Annotated in this window: 13 protein-coding genes; 9 read left to right on the forward strand and 4 right to left on the reverse strand. The window is 37.2% G+C overall.

Going from position 1 to position 15,056, the window contains the following annotated elements:
* The first annotated feature begins 25 nt into the window (after window positions 1-25).
* The gene (locus tag I215_RS10465) at window positions 26-1,399 is read left to right on the forward strand and encodes a M56 family metallopeptidase (protein WP_008991932.1); all 1,374 of its coding nucleotides are present in this window, start codon (window positions 26-28) and stop codon (window positions 1,397-1,399) included.
* Between the two features lie 74 nt (window positions 1,400-1,473).
* Here I215_RS10465 and I215_RS10470 read toward each other — a convergent pair whose 3' ends face one another.
* Both I215_RS10470 and ahcY read right to left on the reverse strand, forming a co-directional pair.
* Complete coding sequence (locus I215_RS10470; RefSeq protein ID WP_008991933.1) at window positions 1,474-3,447, reverse strand: glycoside hydrolase family 97 protein; 1,974 nt, start codon at window positions 3,445-3,447, stop codon at window positions 1,474-1,476.
* A 164-nt stretch (window positions 3,448-3,611) separates the two neighbouring features.
* Complete coding sequence (ahcY, locus tag I215_RS10475; protein WP_008991934.1) at window positions 3,612-4,928, reverse strand: adenosylhomocysteinase; 1,317 nt, start codon at window positions 4,926-4,928, stop codon at window positions 3,612-3,614.
* Between the two features lie 107 nt (window positions 4,929-5,035).
* Here ahcY and I215_RS10480 point away from each other — a divergent pair, with 107 nt between their 5' ends.
* From I215_RS10480 to I215_RS10505, 6 genes are all read left to right on the forward strand, one after another.
* On the forward strand, window positions 5,036-5,659 hold the full coding sequence (locus I215_RS10480; protein WP_008991935.1) for a 4'-phosphopantetheinyl transferase family protein: 624 nt from the start codon (window positions 5,036-5,038) through the stop codon (window positions 5,657-5,659).
* A gap of 18 nt (window positions 5,660-5,677) precedes the next feature.
* Window positions 5,678-5,938, forward strand: coding sequence for a thiamine-binding protein (locus tag I215_RS10485; protein WP_008991936.1), 261 nt, complete (start codon window positions 5,678-5,680; stop codon window positions 5,936-5,938).
* The gene (gene pnuC, locus I215_RS10490) at window positions 5,922-6,560 is read left to right on the forward strand and encodes a nicotinamide riboside transporter PnuC (RefSeq protein ID WP_008991937.1); all 639 of its coding nucleotides are present in this window, start codon (window positions 5,922-5,924) and stop codon (window positions 6,558-6,560) included. Before I215_RS10485 ends, pnuC begins: the two co-directional genes overlap by 17 nt.
* Complete coding sequence (locus I215_RS10495) at window positions 6,515-7,081, forward strand: AAA family ATPase (RefSeq protein WP_008991938.1); 567 nt, start codon at window positions 6,515-6,517, stop codon at window positions 7,079-7,081. Before pnuC ends, I215_RS10495 begins: the two co-directional genes overlap by 46 nt.
* A complete protein-coding gene (locus tag I215_RS10500) occupies window positions 7,078-8,640 on the forward strand; it encodes a DUF4301 family protein (RefSeq protein ID WP_008991939.1) in 1,563 nt (520 codons plus the stop codon). Before I215_RS10495 ends, I215_RS10500 begins: the two co-directional genes overlap by 4 nt.
* A 223-nt stretch (window positions 8,641-8,863) precedes the next feature.
* Window positions 8,864-9,166 carry a hypothetical protein gene (locus I215_RS10505; RefSeq protein ID WP_008991940.1) on the forward strand — a complete coding sequence of 101 codons (303 nt, stop codon included), beginning with the start codon at window positions 8,864-8,866 and terminating at the stop codon, window positions 9,164-9,166.
* A gap of 210 nt (window positions 9,167-9,376) precedes the next feature.
* Here the strand turns inward: I215_RS10505 and I215_RS16660 are convergent, their stop codons facing one another.
* Window positions 9,377-9,568: a hypothetical protein gene (locus tag I215_RS16660; protein ID WP_040460246.1), complete on the reverse strand. Its 192-nt coding sequence runs from the start codon at window positions 9,566-9,568 to the stop codon at window positions 9,377-9,379.
* A gap of 380 nt (window positions 9,569-9,948) precedes the next feature.
* Window positions 9,949-10,356 (reverse strand): SPOR domain-containing protein, encoded by a 408-nt coding sequence (locus I215_RS10515; RefSeq protein WP_008991942.1) that lies wholly within the window; start codon window positions 10,354-10,356, stop codon window positions 9,949-9,951.
* Between the two features lie 213 nt (window positions 10,357-10,569).
* Between I215_RS10515 and I215_RS10520 the strand changes: the two genes are divergently transcribed.
* Entirely contained in the window at window positions 10,570-11,859 is a 1,290-nt protein-coding gene (locus I215_RS10520; protein WP_008991943.1) for a c-type cytochrome, read from the forward strand.
* 82 nt (window positions 11,860-11,941) lie between these two features.
* The gene (locus I215_RS10525; RefSeq protein WP_008991944.1) at window positions 11,942-15,049 is read left to right on the forward strand and encodes a TAT-variant-translocated molybdopterin oxidoreductase; all 3,108 of its coding nucleotides are present in this window, start codon (window positions 11,942-11,944) and stop codon (window positions 15,047-15,049) included.
* Window positions 15,050-15,056: the final 7 nt, after the last annotated feature.

A 15,056-nucleotide genomic window follows, 5' to 3' on the forward strand; every position in this document is an offset into this window, starting at 1 on the left:
CTTATTAACCAATAAGATTAGCCTTATGTTTTCCTATATAATTCAAGGGATCGTTTTTCAACTACTTTTTTTAGTAGTTTATGATGCGTTTTTAAAGAAAGAGACTTTCTTTAATTGGAACCGTGCCTATTTGTTAATAACCCCTTTAGCTTCGCTAGCCTTACCTTTTGTGAAGCTGCAAAGCCTTAGAACCACAGCTCCCGATGATTTAGTATTTCTTCTATCGGAGGTAAGAGTTGTGGCCAATGAGAATGTACAATCGCAAGTCCAAAGCAGTATGTGGGACTCTTTTAATTTATGGCATTGGGTACTTATAGTGGGAAGTTGCTTAAGCTTCATATGGTTTGTCTATAAGTGCTATCAGATTTTAAGATATTGGAAAAAGGGAAAACATCAATACTTCAATGGTTACTTAAGAGTTGTAATCCCAAATGATGAGGTTGTTTTTACTTTTTTCAACACCATTTATATTGGTAGCAATATTCTAAAGAGAAAACATGACCATATCCTTAATCACGAATTGGTTCATGTTAAACAATGTCATAGTTTAGATTTGCTTTTATTTGAACTTTTACGCATTGTGTTTTGGTTTAATCCTTTGGTATATATCTATCAAAGCAGGATTACCGAATTACATGAATTTATAGCGGATTCAAAATCCGTGAAAACGCAAAAAAAACAATACTGTCAGCTGCTTTTACAAGATACTTTTCAAACTGAACAGTTATCATTAGTCAATCAATTTTTCAATCATTCATTAATCAAAAAACGAATTGTTATGTTACAAAAATCAACATCTAAAAAGATTTGGCAACTAAAGTATTTGTTGCTTATTCCAGTAATTACGATCATTTTACTGTACACCTCATGCGAGGCAGAACAGCAATCTAAATTTGATCAAAACAGAAGTTCCTCAATCGAGGAAAAGGTTAGCCAATTAGAAACTGTTATAGCCGATGAAGAGGTGAGTCCTGAATTACAAAGGCGCCTGTTAAATTTGGCCGCCAAAGCAAATAATGTTAATATAGCAGAGGATCCCAATGTAGATGTTCCTTTTACACTCGTTGATAAAAAGCCAAGTTTTAAAACCCCTTGCGCCGACGGTACAACGGACTTTGATTGCTTTAAAATCAAGTTGGACGATCATGTGAGAAGAACCTTTGAGTACCCAAAGGAAGCTTTAGATAATAAAATGCAGGGTAGAGTTTATGTGAATTTTAGAATTAATACCGATGGTAAAATAAGTGTTTTGAATTCCCGAGCGCCAGGCCCAGCTTTGGATGCCGAAGCTAGAAGGATCATTAGGGCCATACCTGAATTAAATCCTGGGCTGGACGCTGATGGTAATCCTGTATCAGTAACATTTGCTTACCCCATCGTATTTATGTTATCAAAATAATACGAATTATACTTCAATAAGTTAACCTAAACCTTAATTTTCACCACCTCCTTTGAGGTGGTTTTTTCTATGTATTAATTTTCTTCAATACCCATAATCACCGCACCTCCTTGGCCATTGATTTGGATCGTTAACTCTCCCTTTTTACTAACCTTTTTACTTGTGAACTTCGAGTTAAAACTAGACGGTTCTTTGTCTTGAATTATTTGAACGCTTTTCCCAGCAAGCATAGGAAGGTTGAGCTTTATTTTTCGTCTGCTATCCGTGCCGTTTACTAGAGCAACGTACCATTTGTTTGCTTTTCTCCTAGCCAATGCAACATAATCTTCAGGGGCTCCTCCAATATATACCGTTTGATCCCAAACGCTTGGCACCTCCTTTATGAAATCCAATACAAAATCTGGTTGTTCCTTTAAATTATTAGGGGTAAGACCAAAATGTTGGATAGGGGATAAATACAAAATAGCGGTTGCCAATTCAAAAGCATCTGTGGTTTTTCGAATGGTACCTGAGTTTTGATCCTGCGAAAGTCGATGATTTAAAAAAACTGGTGCAAAGTCCATGGCGCCAACTGTGTTTCTTGTGAATGGTAAAATGGTGGCATTTAAAGCATGATGATCCAGAGAACTCTGATTAAATACCAAATTTTCAGAGGCTAAGACCGCTTCTGAGGTGACAAAGTTTGGATACATCCGTTCCCAGCCTCTTGGTAGGGTACAACCGTGGAATGTAATCCCTAAACCATAGTTGTTAGCGTCGGTTAGTATATCTTCGTAAAGCTGCATGGTGGTTTGTTTGTCTCCTCCAAAGAAATCTACTTTTAAACCTTTTACACCAATACTTTGAAGCCACTCCATCTCCCTTTGACGATCAGTAATGGAGTTCATTTTATTTTTCGGGCCTTGAGGCGCTTCACTCCAATACCCATTTGAGTTGTACCATAGAATCACATCTACCCCTTTATTATTGGCATATTGGACTAGTTCTTCAACTTTCTCTCGACCGATACGGGTATCCCACCAATTATCAATCAGAACATACTCAAAATCTAAGGATGCTGCCATGTCAATATACTTTATTTGATCTTGGTAATTAATACTATTGTCCTGCCAAACAATCCAGCTCCAAGTGGCGCGCCCCATTTTATAGTCAATAGAAGCTTCATATTTTGGTTTTACAAGGTCAAAGGCGACCGTAGATTCTACGATGGGTTTTAAACTACTTCCTAATGTGATGGTTCTCCATGGGGTTTTAGCTGGTAAGGACTGCGCAGCAAAGGTATTACCTATGCTACTGTTTTCACCTTCTTGTGGAAATTCTAGAGGATACAAACCGTCCTTAGTAGCCTCTCCGAGTCTCGCACCTGGGTAATGACCATCAACACCCGTTTCTGAGATTAACAACCACCCTTTATTTTGGTTTAGTTTAAAAAGCGCAGGAAAGGTAAATCCAACCCCATTGCTCGAGGGCGTTCCTACGGCTTCACTAAGTGTATATGGCTCTTCGTAGGAAGGCTTGGTTTCCATCCAACCAGTCATAGGCAATGCCTGAGGTGTAATGTATGTGGTAGCTTTATCTGGAATATTAAAACCTGTGGTTTCCTTGTAAATTTTAATATTACTTCTACCTTCTTTAGAGCGAATTTCATAGGAAAATGCAATATCGCGATTGCTAACTTGAAAATGAACTAGTAAGGTGTCTTGATTGGCACTAGTGAAAGTACTTGAGAGCGCGTTTGCATGGTACTCCACATGACTAACCTTCGCCTTTTTAAGCTGGTAAGAATCCTTAACAGTACTCGTGGAGGAGGATATGTAATTTAAATTTTGACTAAAGTCACTTAATGATGTCTCTAGTCCTAGTGGAGATTTCTCTAGAAAAACAGTTCCCTGATAAAAAGCATCATAGAATAAGCCACCATTTTCAAGATTTAAATGAACAACTATTTTATCGTCAGGACTCTTAACTGTAGCTAGGTTTTGACTAACACACAATATTGGAAGGCTACATAAAACAAACAGTGATATGTACTTAAAAGTAATTTTCATGATTAGGTTATTTAATGGTGTAAGATACACACTTATCTAATAACCTCAAAACTCCCTTGAATAATTTAGATTTACTCTGATAATTCCCCGCGGTGTCATTTAATTTTATTGATAAAAAAAACCGCGAATACATTATTCGCGGTTTGAGTAAATTATGTATTAGATTAGTATCTGTAGTATTCAGGCTTGAATGGCCCTTTTACTTCCACACCAATATAATCTGCTTGATCCTTTCTGAGTTCGGTTAGTTCAACACCGATCTTTGCTAAATGAAGCTCAGCTACCTTCTCATCTAAGTGTTTAGGTAACATATAAACTTTGTTTTCATATTTTTCTGGATAGTTCCACAGTTCGATCTGTGCCAAGGTTTGGTTGGTAAAAGAATTACTCATTACAAAGCTTGGATGACCAGTAGCACAACCAAGGTTTACTAACCTACCTTGCGCCAACAAAATAATATCGTTGCCATTAATGGTATACTTATCTACCTGAGGTTTGATATTGATTTTGGTATCACCATGTGTTTTATTGAGCCAAGCCACATCAATCTCATTGTCAAAATGTCCAATATTACACACGATGGTTTTATCTTTCATTAATTTGAAATGCTCTTGAGTCACAATATCCCTGTTTCCAGTTGTGGTGATGATAATGTCAGCCTTTTCAACAACATTTTCAAGTCTTTTTACCTCATAACCTTCCATGGCTGCTTGTAGAGCACAAATAGGATCAATTTCAGTAACTGTTACAATAGAACCAGCTCCTCTAAAGGAAGCAGCTGTTCCTTTACCAACATCTCCAAAACCACAAACAACTACTCGTTTTCCAGCTAACATCACATCAGTAGCACGTCGTATGGCATCAACAGCACTTTCGCGACACCCGTATTTGTTGTCAAATTTTGATTTGGTAACTGAATCGTTCACATTAATTGCTGGAACTGGTAGTGTGCCATTTTTCATGCGCTCGTATAAGCGGTGTACACCTGTGGTTGTTTCCTCTGATAATCCTTTGATTTCTGAAGCAAGTTCTGGGTATTTATCCAATACCATATTTGTTAAATCGCCACCATCATCCAAAATTAGATTAAGTGGTTTTCTATCCTCACCGAAAAATAAGGTTTGTTCTATACACCAATCAAATTCTTCTTCATTCATTCCTTTCCATGCGTATACAGGAATCCCGGCGGCCGCAATAGCTGCTGCTGCCTGATCTTGAGTTGAATATATGTTGCAAGAACTCCAAGTCACCTCTGCTCCAAGAGCAACCAAGGTTTCAATTAAAACCGCTGTTTGAATGGTCATATGCAAGCAACCCGCAATTCGAGCTCCTTTAAGCGGTTGAGATTCCTTGTATTCTTCTCTAAGCGACATTAAACCAGGCATTTCTGCCTCCGCCAACTCAATTTCTTTTCTTCCCCAATCTGCCAATGAAAGGTCCTTTACTTTAAAAGGGACGAAAGGAATTGTTTTAGTACTCATATTACTTTAGTATTTTTACGTTCGTTTTGAGGTCGAATTCTGTATTTATTTTACAAATCCGACCATAAAATTGGGTACAAAGGTACATAAATTACTTGTAAAAAAATATGTCTCTATTTAAATCAATAACGGTAAATCCAACAACTAAAGTGTTGATTTGGAAGATCGAAGAACCTGAAGTGAATCTTAGGGAAGGAATAGTTTTGACAGAAAATTGCCAGAACCGACTAAGAGGGATGAAATCAGAAATTCACAGAAGGGGATTTTTAAGCGTTCGACAATTATTGCGAGCAGCTGGGTATAAGGTCTCTGACCTTTATTATGATTCGAGCGGAAAACCACATCTGAAAGATGGAAAACAAATCTCTATCACCCACTCGTTTAGTTATTCTGGAATGATTATTAGTGATACCACAAAAGTTGGTATCGATATAGAGAAACAGCGCAATAAAATTTCTGTTATTGCTCATAAATTTATCAATTATGAATTTGGATTCTTAACCACTAAAATGATCCGAGAACTAACGGTAGTTTGGTGTATAAAAGAGAGTCTTTACAAAGTGTTTGCTACCGAAGGTATGAGTTTTAAACAACATACCAAGGTGATTCCATTTCATATAGAACAGGGCCATACGCCAGCTTGGGTTATTTATAAAGAAAAGCTGCAAAAATACAGGGCCTCATTTTTTGAGTTTGATGGCTTCACCTGCGCCTATGCACTGGAAAATTAACCGCTAAATAATTTTAAAATGAATATTTCAGTTGAATTAACATTAACTCCTATACAGGATGATTTTGAACCCTCTATCATCCATTTGATCAAAAAACTAAGAGAAAGTGGATTAACGGTAATGGAAAACCCATTAAGCACCCAAGTTTATGGTGAATATGACCAAGTAATGGAGGTGGTTACAAAACACGTAAAATCTTCTTTTGAACTGATTGACAAGGGGCTGCTTTATATGAAAATAGTGAAATCCGACCGCAGTGAGTATGAACCACATTTTTGATTGGGTTTTTAGTCAATATCAAGGGGTACCCACTGAATTAATTGTTTTAGAATTCATCGCCATTATCTTCGGATTGTTGAGCGTATGGTATTCTAAACGAGAAAACATTCTAGTTTATCCTACTGGTATCATTTCCACGGCAATCTATGTGTACCTTTTGCTCGTATATCAATTACTAGGGGATATGTTAATCAATGCCTATTACTTTTCTATGAGTATATACGGTTGGTACTTATGGACTAGAAAGATAGATCAAACCCATTACATTCCCATTACTCGGATGACAAAAAAAGAGTATAAGATGGCAGGGGTTTTGTTTGTATCAGCTATTGTTTTATTAGTGGTGGTTTATGAACTCTCTGACAAATGGGAATCATGGTTCTCATATGTCGATATTTTGACCACGGCGATATTTTTTGTCGGAATGTGGTTGATGGCAAAAAAGAAGCTCGAAAACTGGACCTATTGGATTATTGGTGATATCATTTCAATTCCATTGTATTTTCTAAAAGGAATGGTTTTGTCAAGCTTTTTATATACCGCATTAACTATAATAGCCATATATGGATATATAGCATGGAAGAAAAACTTAAACAAGAGCCCGCAGAGGTTATTAAAGTAGTTTTATTTGGGCCAGAGTCCACTGGTAAGACGACCTTGGCAAAAGAGCTTTCAAAGCATTTTAATACTAATTGGGTTCCCGAATATATGAGAACCTATTTGGAGAAAAAGTGGAATGCTTATAATCGAAGTTGCGAAATCGAAGATCTAAAAGCAATCGCAATAGGTCAAATGGATAATGAAAACCAATTGAGTAAAACAGCAAATCGCGTATTATTCTGTGATACCAATCTCCTGGAAATAAAGGTGTATTCTCAGGTGTACTACCAAGGGTATTGCGATCCTACAATTGCAAAGTACGCCGACGAAAATAAATATGATTTATATTTTTTAACCTATATTGACGTACCTTGGGAAGCAGATGTATTAAGGGATAAGCCCTTTGAACGTGAGCAAATGTACGCTAACTTTAAATTAGCATTAGAGAAGTATAATAAACCTTATGTAGTTTTAAAGGGATCACTCGAGGAACGATTAACCTTTGCTATTAAGCAAGTAGAAAAACTTTTGAACAAATCATGATTACATTGACAGAAGAAGATAATAAGCAACTCAAAGAAAAAGGAATTTCTTTGGAAAAAGTTAAAAGTCAACTAGAAACCTTTGAAAAAGGAATTCCATATATCAATCTATTGGCTGCGGCAAGGATCGATGAGGGTATTTTAAAATTTGATGACAAACAAAAAGCAGCTTATGTTGAAATGTTCGACAAACATAAAGATCAGCTTGAATTGTTAAAGTTTGTGCCCGCCTCTGGAGCTGCTACTCGAATGTTTAAAGCCCTGTTTCAGTTTTTAAATAATTATAATCCGGCCAATGAAACTATTAATGCCTATATCAACCGAGAGAAAGCGGATATTATCCGGACCTTTTTTATTGGGGTGGAGAAGTTCCCCTTCTATGAGCAGGTGATCAAACGTTTTGTTGAGAAGCATCCTGATTTTCTAAATCTACCAGATCACTTTCAAAAATACTTTTTTGTCAAAATCCTCTTAGATAAGGATGAGTTCGATTATGGTTCGAGTCCTAAGGGATTATTGCCTTTTCATAAATACAAAACGCACCCAGCCACTGCTTTTGAAGAACATATGTATGAGGCGGCACTATATGATGAGTCCAACGGGGTGGCTAAACTACACTTTACCATCTCAAAAGAACATGATAATGATTTCGATGACGAGATGGACAGTATTAAGAAAAGGGTGGAGGATCATACGAGTGTTCAATTTCAAACCTCTTTTTCCTTTCAGAAAGAATCCACAGATACCCTTGCGGTGAATATGGATAACCAACCCTTTAGATTGGAAGACGGAAGTATTTTATTTCGGCCGGGTGGTCACGGTGCTCTTATAGAGAATCTAAACGAACAGGATGCTGATATTATCTTTATAAAAAATATAGATAATGTGGTGGTCAATAAGTATAAACATGAACTTGCAGAATACAAAAAGGTGCTAGCCGCCAAACTTTTGGAGTTGCAACAAGACGCCTTCGCATATGCCAAGCTGCTAGATCAGACCACGCCTGATCAGCAGACCATTGAAGAAATGAAGCAGTTTTTAAGGAAGAAGCTCAATGTACATATAAAAGATGATATTGATAAATACAAAGAAATATATCAGATAGAATTCTTAAAAGAAAAGCTAAACGCCCCAATACGTGTTTGTGGAATGGTGAAGAATGAGGGTGAACCTGGAGGGGGGCCTTTTTGGGTCAAAGATGAGGATGGGAATATCTCCTTACAGATAATTGAAACCCCTCAAATAGATCCTAATAATAAATTCCAACAAGATATTCTAAACTCTTCCACCCACTTTAATCCTGTTGATATAGTATGTGGCACAAAAAATTATAAAGGAGAGAAGTACGATCTTCTTAATTTTGTCAACGCTAAAAATGCTTTTATTACCCAAAAAACACTTCAGGGTAAAGATTTAAAAGCATTGGAGCTTCCAGGACTTTGGAATGGGGGGATGGCATTTTGGAATACCGTATTTGTCGAGGTGCCTTTAACAACATTTAATCCAGTTAAAACAGTGGTTGATTTATTAAAGCAAGCCCATCAGGTGCAGGACAAATAACTCAATAAATTATAAGACATGGATAGGGAGTGTGTAATATTTACACACTCCTTTAATTTTTTACACACTTTAGGTTACACCTTCTAAGAATTGGCACATTGGATTAAAAGTTGTAATCAACTTGTCTGCAAGGCTTTGCGCGCTATTAGTTGAATTATATTTTTATTGGTATGGATTTGGTAATTAACAGACTAAAGAATTGATAAAAATAAAATTTACAGATATGAAGACAATAGTATTAGTATCCGCATTTGCGCTAGGTAGTTTTGCTTCATTTGCAGCTACTCCAGTAATTTTTCACGATGGAATCGCTGAAGATATCTTTGCTGTACAAGACGAATTTCAAGAAATTGACTCGGCAGAATTGCCACAAGCCATCACCGATGCACTAGCTGCTGATTTTCCAGGGGCTGAACTTTCAAAAGCATATAAGAATGAAGCTTCTGAGTACAAACTCGAAGTTATGGTTGGAGAAGAAACAAACACGCTATATGCTAACGAAAACGGTGAGTGGATCCAAAAATAGGAATAAGCTTCGTTTATTTTAATTACGTTTGATAAAAAAGACTTTCAATTAAATGAAGGTCTTTTTTTGTGCGCGCAAATCTGGGGATGTTAGTGACTATAAGTGGCCAATCTCAGATACTTGATTCTATAATAACACACAATCGGCTTAAGTTGGGATCGCAAAGGGGTTTAAAATTTAAAAATATAAGGATTGGAATGCCAAAATAATTTATGCAGTTAAAACGCAATCTGCACAATCTTTAACATTACCGTAATAGGTCTGACGGTACTTGTGAATGGTTCTTAAAGGTATCCCGAAAATATGTTTTCTAATATAGGTGACTTTAACACTTATACTACCCATTTTTTTGCTATACCTTTTTTCTAATCTGGTAGTTCTTTTAACTTTTACGAATAACATTTTTTCCATATATGATACAAATAACGGAAATATATGCCTTAAAGTCAAATAGTTATATCTTATATTGTTTATCTTACTAGTGGTAAAATCTATAACGGGAATTCTATATACGTGTTTTTTCAACTTTTATTATTCCCCTTAGCCAACACTATAAGTGGGCTAAGAGGAAGTTTGGTTTTGTGGGCTTCCTTATTGTTTTGAGTGAATAAATCGGCCTACTTTTAGCGGTGTTTTGGCATAAAAAAATTTTATTTAAGGAGAATTTTGACTTTAAAAGTGCTATTTTTAGAAAAGTGCTTATAAAAATCTAGACCACCATGGAGGTGGTCTAGATATTGTTAAAATACGAAGCTTATGTATTGAGAAATTTGAGTACTACATTATTTGGGTTGAAGTAAAAAGGCACTTGGATATTCTTCTCTAACTTTCATTAAATACCGGTCTGCCTCAAGTCGATTTCTAAATTTGCCTACCCTAACTTTGTAATTTGGTGTCTCAAAAGAAATATTACAGCTGATATCATCGAATTTTTCTTGAAATTCTTTTTCTGCATTTTCGGCCCCTTCTAATGTTCCATTGTAGATTTGAATGCTAAAACGCTTTTCCGTGTTACTTTGGTTAAGCTCAGATTTATAAGCAATTAATTTTGCTATTCTTGGATCCTGATTTATGGTCACTTTTCCTTCTGGATGTTGGGTTTTTATGCCGTCTTGAGCGGAAATAATACCGCTGTAAAAAAAGGCGGTCATGGCAATAATAATAAAGCGTTTACGGGCTAATAATCTCATAATGAATACTATTTTATGCAAATGTAAATCTTAAATTTATTTAATTGTGCATTTTTTTTATTTAGAATTGATATAAATTAAGCGTTAACGCTTCTCTAACATTTTTCAAATCGACTCTAAGTCGTATTTTTGTGCACGGATTTAAAAAACGGATATATACAGTATATAGTGTATATTCGTGCCAATTTTATGATAGAAAATACATATTCCAATATGAAAAAGATGATACGCCCTAATTCAATGACAAGAATTTTAGGTATCGGATTAGCATTGTTGCTATCATTTTCCAGTTCACTTTTCGCGCAAGATCAACCAGAAGCTGATCCAGCTGCAGGAAAGACGTTGTTTAATACTTACTGTGCTGCTTGTCACCATTTAGATCGAAGAATGACAGGTCCTGCACTACGTGGTGTTGGAGATAAATTTGAAAGAGAATGGTTGCATGCTTGGATTAAAAATAGCCAGGCATTAATTAAGTCTGGTGATGAAGAAGCTGTTAGAATATGGGAGGAGTATAAGCCTGCCGTAATGACGCCTTTCCCTCAGTTAAGTGAGCAGGATTTAGATGATATTATCGCCTACACAATGGAGGTGGAAGAGGAGCCTGCTGCAACTGATGTTGCTGCTACAGGAGCCGCTGGATCTGGAGGGTCTTCTTCTGGGATAAACGGTGATATCGTTTTAGGTGCGTTGATACTTGTCTTCGGGGTGCTTGTAGTGATGTTGTTCTTGGTGAACAAAACACTTCGAAAAATTGCTGAGGCTAATGGTGTTGAAGTTAAAACTCCTGAGAAGACAAAACCGCTATGGAGAGCATTTGTTCAAAATCAATTCTTAGTAATTGTTACTGTTATCCTATTGTTACTTGGTTCTGCATACTATGCTTTTGGGTATATGATGCAAATTGGAGTTGATCAAGGTTATGAGCCAGTTCAACCGATTCATTTCTCTCACAAGATTCACGCAGGGGATAACGGAATTGACTGTAAGTATTGTCACTCTTCAGCTAGAACATCTCAAACTTCTGGGATTCCTTCCCTTAACGTTTGTATGAACTGTCACCAGAGTATACCTGAGGTTTCAGAAAGTACTGCTACAGCAGAATACTCAAAAGAGTTCTACGATGGAGAGATTGCTAAACTATATAAAGCTGTTGGATGGGATGTTTCCACTCAGAGCTACACTGGAGAATCACAACCTGTAAAATGGGTGCGTATTCATGATCTCCCTGATTTTGTTTACTTTAACCACTCACAACACGTAAGTGTAGCAGGTATCGCATGTCAGGTTTGTCACGGAGAAGTTCAGGAGATGGAAATTTTACATCAACATGCTCCTCTTACAATGGGATGGTGTATTCAGTGTCACCAAGATACTAATGTGAAAATGGAAGGTAATGAATACTATACCAAAATTCACGAAGAATTGGCGAAAAAATATGGTGTTGATCAGTTGACAGCTGCCCAAATGGGAGGCATGGAGTGTGCTAAGTGTCACTATTAATTCAACCAATTTCGTAAATATTTAAAATTAAGAATCTAAGTAGGTCTTTAAAAAAGATCGATTTAAAATAGTTATATATAACATGGCATCAAACAGAAAATACTGGTCAAGTGTTGAAGAACTAAAACCTAATAGTTCTATCGCGGATACGCTTAAACAGAATGAGTTTGTTGAGGAAATCCCTACAGCTGAGTTTTTAGGAAATGAGGAGGCATTAGGTGCTTCGTCTACTAGCAGAAGGGACTTTCTTAAATATGTAGGTTTTACTACCGCAGCTGCTTCATTAGCTGCATGTGAGGGACCTGTTACTAAAAGTATCCCTTACGTGGTACAGCCTGAGAATATCATTCCAGGTGTTGCAAACTACTATGCAACTACCATTGCGAATGGTTTCGACTTTTCAAGCATATTAATTAAGACCCGCGAAGGTAGACCGATTATGGTCGAGCATAATAAAGAAGCTAAAATTAATGGTAGTCCGAACGCGAGAGTGTACGCTTCTGTTTTAGATCTTTATGATAGCTTAAGAGTTCAAGGGCCTAAGGCTAATGGTGAGTATACTTCTTGGGATGAATTAGATACTCAAGTGGTTGCTGCGCTTAATTCAGCTAAGGCTTCTGGAAAGCAAATTGCTTTACTTACTCAAACCTATGCGAGTCCTTCAACTAAAAAGTTAATTGCTGAGTTTTCTCAGAAGTTCGCAAATGTTAAGCACATTCAGTACGATGCCATCTCTGAAGATGCTGCTCTTGATGCATTTGAGAGTACTTATGGACAAAGAGCATTAGCAGATTACGATTTCTCTAAAGCAGAAGTTATTGTTTCTTTTGCTGCTGATTTCCTTGGAGATTGGCAAGGTGGAGGATATGATGCTGGATATGCAAAAGGACGTATCCCTACTCAAGGGAAAATGTCTCGTCATATTCAATTCGAATCCAATATGAGTTTAACTGGTGCTAATGCGGATAAAAGAGTTCCACTTACACCATCAGAATTAAAAATCGCTTTAGCTAAGTTTTACGGTTACTTAAATGGAAGATCTGTTACAGGATCCCTTCCTGCTCATATTGATGAGGCTGTGAAAGCTGCAGCTACTCAAGTAGCGAGAGCTGGAAGAAATGCTGTAGTGGTTACAGGAATTAGCGATGTGAACGCTCAGAAAGTGGTCTTGGCGATCAATAAAACAATTTCTAGTGTAGTGATGGATGCTGAAAAGCCTAAACTCACTAGACAGGGTAATGTGAAAGCATTGAACCAACTTGTTGCTGATATGAATGCTGGTCAGGTTGGTGTTTTGGTAACAAGCAATGTGAACCCACTTTACACCATGGCTAATGCAGCTGAATTTGAAGCTGGATTGGCAAAAGTAGATCTTTCAGTAGCCTTCTCTTTGAAAGAAGACGAAACAGCTAGTAAGACCACATACGTTGCTGCTGCTCCTCACTATTTGGAGTCTTGGGGTGATGTAGAAATGAAAAAAGGAATGTATAGTTTAATGCAGCCGACTATTCGTCCGTTGTTTAATACTAGACAGTTTCAGGATGCTATCTTGAAATGGACTGGTAGTTCATTAAACTATCACGATTATATAAAACAAACTTGGGAAACTTCCATTTTAGGACTTGATTCATGGAATCAAGCACTACACGATGGGGTTTATGAATCTTCTCTTTCAGTTGGCGAAACTGAACAAGCAGATGCAGTCGCTGTAGAAACTCCTCAAGTGGAGGCAGAAGCAGCAGTAGTTTCTGTAGCTGATGCTGTAAGAGCTTTGGCTGGTACTACTCCAGCAGAAGGGATGGAACTTACGTTCTATTCTAAGATAAGTATGGGGGATGGACAACAAGCCAACAACCCATGGTTACAAGAATTACCAGATCCGTTAACTAGAAATACATGGGATAACTATTTGACCATATCTATGGCGGATGCTGAGCGTTTAGATTTCGAAAACTACATCGAGGACAATGGTGGTTTAAACGGAAGTTATGCCAAAGTGACGGTTGGTGATGTAACTCTTGACAAAGTTCCAGTGTTAATACAACCTGGACAAGCTAAAAATACTGTTGGCCTTTCATTTGGATATGGTAAGAAACTAGGACTTAAAACCCCTATGCAAACAGGAGTTAATGCATACGCTTTATACCAAGGATTCGATTTAACCCAACAAGTAAAAATAGAAAAAGTATCTGGAATTCATGAGTTTGCTTCAGTGCAAATGAAAAGTACCATGGATGGAAGGGGAGATATTCTTCGTGAAACCTCGTTAGAGATCTTTAATACAAAAGATTCTGAGCACTGGAATCCTCAACCTGTAGTTTCTGTAAATCATGCAGAGGTTCCAGCAGATGATGCTACACTTTGGTCAACCTTTGACTCTAGTATAGGACATCATTTTAATTTGTCTATAGACCTTAATGCCTGTACTGGATGTGGGGCGTGTGTAATTGCATGTCACGCAGAAAACAACGTGCCGGTAGTTGGTAAGAGCGAAGTAAGAAAATATAGAGATATGCACTGGTTGCGTATTGACCGTTACTATTCTTCAGAAGAAACTTTTGAAGGAGATATGGATATGGTTGAAGCTGCACCAAACTCTATTAGTACCTATCACAAATTGGAGCACCCTTCTGAGAATCCTCAGGTGGCATTCCAGCCTGTGATGTGTCAGCACTGTAATCACGCACCATGTGAAACTGTTTGTCCAGTTGCGGCAACTTCACATGGACGTCAAGGTCAAAACCAAATGGTTTATAACCGTTGTGTAGGTACTCGTTATTGTGCGAACAACTGTCCTTACAAAGTTCGTCGCTTTAACTGGTTCCGTTATAATGAGAATGATGAGTTTGATTTCCATATGAATGATGACCTTGGAAGAATGGTATTAAACCCAGACGTAGTGGTAAGATCTCGTGGGGTTATGGAGAAATGTTCTATGTGTATTCAAATGACACAGAAAACTATTCTTGATGCTAAAAGAGATGGAAGACCTATTAAGGATGGTGAGTTCAAAACTGCTTGTTCAGCAGCTTGTAGCTCCGGTGCTATGGTCTTCGGTGATGTAAATGATAAGGAAAGTGAAGTCGTTAAACAAAAAGCAAGTAACCGTATGTATCACTTGCTTGGATTTAAAGGTACACGTCCTAATGTATTCTATCACACCAAAATTAGAAATACAGAAGAAGTTTAATAAAGGA

Source organism: Galbibacter marinus, assembly GCF_000300875.1.
In the GTDB taxonomy this organism is placed as follows: Bacteria; Bacteroidota; Bacteroidia; order Flavobacteriales; family Flavobacteriaceae; genus Galbibacter; species Galbibacter marinus.

What these genes read in the sequence shown, in the direction of transcription:
- I215_RS10520 (WP_008991943.1), top strand. Translation starts at nt 10,570, where the DNA reads ATGAAAAAGATGATACGCCCTAATTCAATGACAAGAATTTTAGGTATC.
- ahcY (WP_008991934.1), bottom strand. Translation starts at nt 4,928, where the DNA reads ATGAGTACTAAAACAATTCCTTTCGTCCCTTTTAAAGTAAAGGACCTT.
- I215_RS10470 (WP_008991933.1), bottom strand. Translation starts at nt 3,447, where the DNA reads ATGAAAATTACTTTTAAGTACATATCACTGTTTGTTTTATGTAGCCTT.
- I215_RS10505 (WP_008991940.1), top strand. Translation starts at nt 8,864, where the DNA reads ATGAAGACAATAGTATTAGTATCCGCATTTGCGCTAGGTAGTTTTGCT.
- I215_RS10500 (WP_008991939.1), top strand. Translation starts at nt 7,078, where the DNA reads ATGATTACATTGACAGAAGAAGATAATAAGCAACTCAAAGAAAAAGGA.
- I215_RS10515 (WP_008991942.1), bottom strand. Translation starts at nt 10,356, where the DNA reads ATGAGATTATTAGCCCGTAAACGCTTTATTATTATTGCCATGACCGCC.
- I215_RS10525 (WP_008991944.1), top strand. Translation starts at nt 11,942, where the DNA reads ATGGCATCAAACAGAAAATACTGGTCAAGTGTTGAAGAACTAAAACCT.
- I215_RS10465 (WP_008991932.1), top strand. Translation starts at nt 26, where the DNA reads ATGTTTTCCTATATAATTCAAGGGATCGTTTTTCAACTACTTTTTTTA.
- I215_RS10480 (WP_008991935.1), top strand. Translation starts at nt 5,036, where the DNA reads ATGTCTCTATTTAAATCAATAACGGTAAATCCAACAACTAAAGTGTTG.
- pnuC (WP_008991937.1), top strand. Translation starts at nt 5,922, where the DNA reads ATGAACCACATTTTTGATTGGGTTTTTAGTCAATATCAAGGGGTACCC.
- I215_RS10485 (WP_008991936.1), top strand. Translation starts at nt 5,678, where the DNA reads ATGAATATTTCAGTTGAATTAACATTAACTCCTATACAGGATGATTTT.
- I215_RS16660 (WP_040460246.1), bottom strand. Translation starts at nt 9,568, where the DNA reads ATGTTATTCGTAAAAGTTAAAAGAACTACCAGATTAGAAAAAAGGTAT.
- I215_RS10495 (WP_008991938.1), top strand. Translation starts at nt 6,515, where the DNA reads ATGGAAGAAAAACTTAAACAAGAGCCCGCAGAGGTTATTAAAGTAGTT.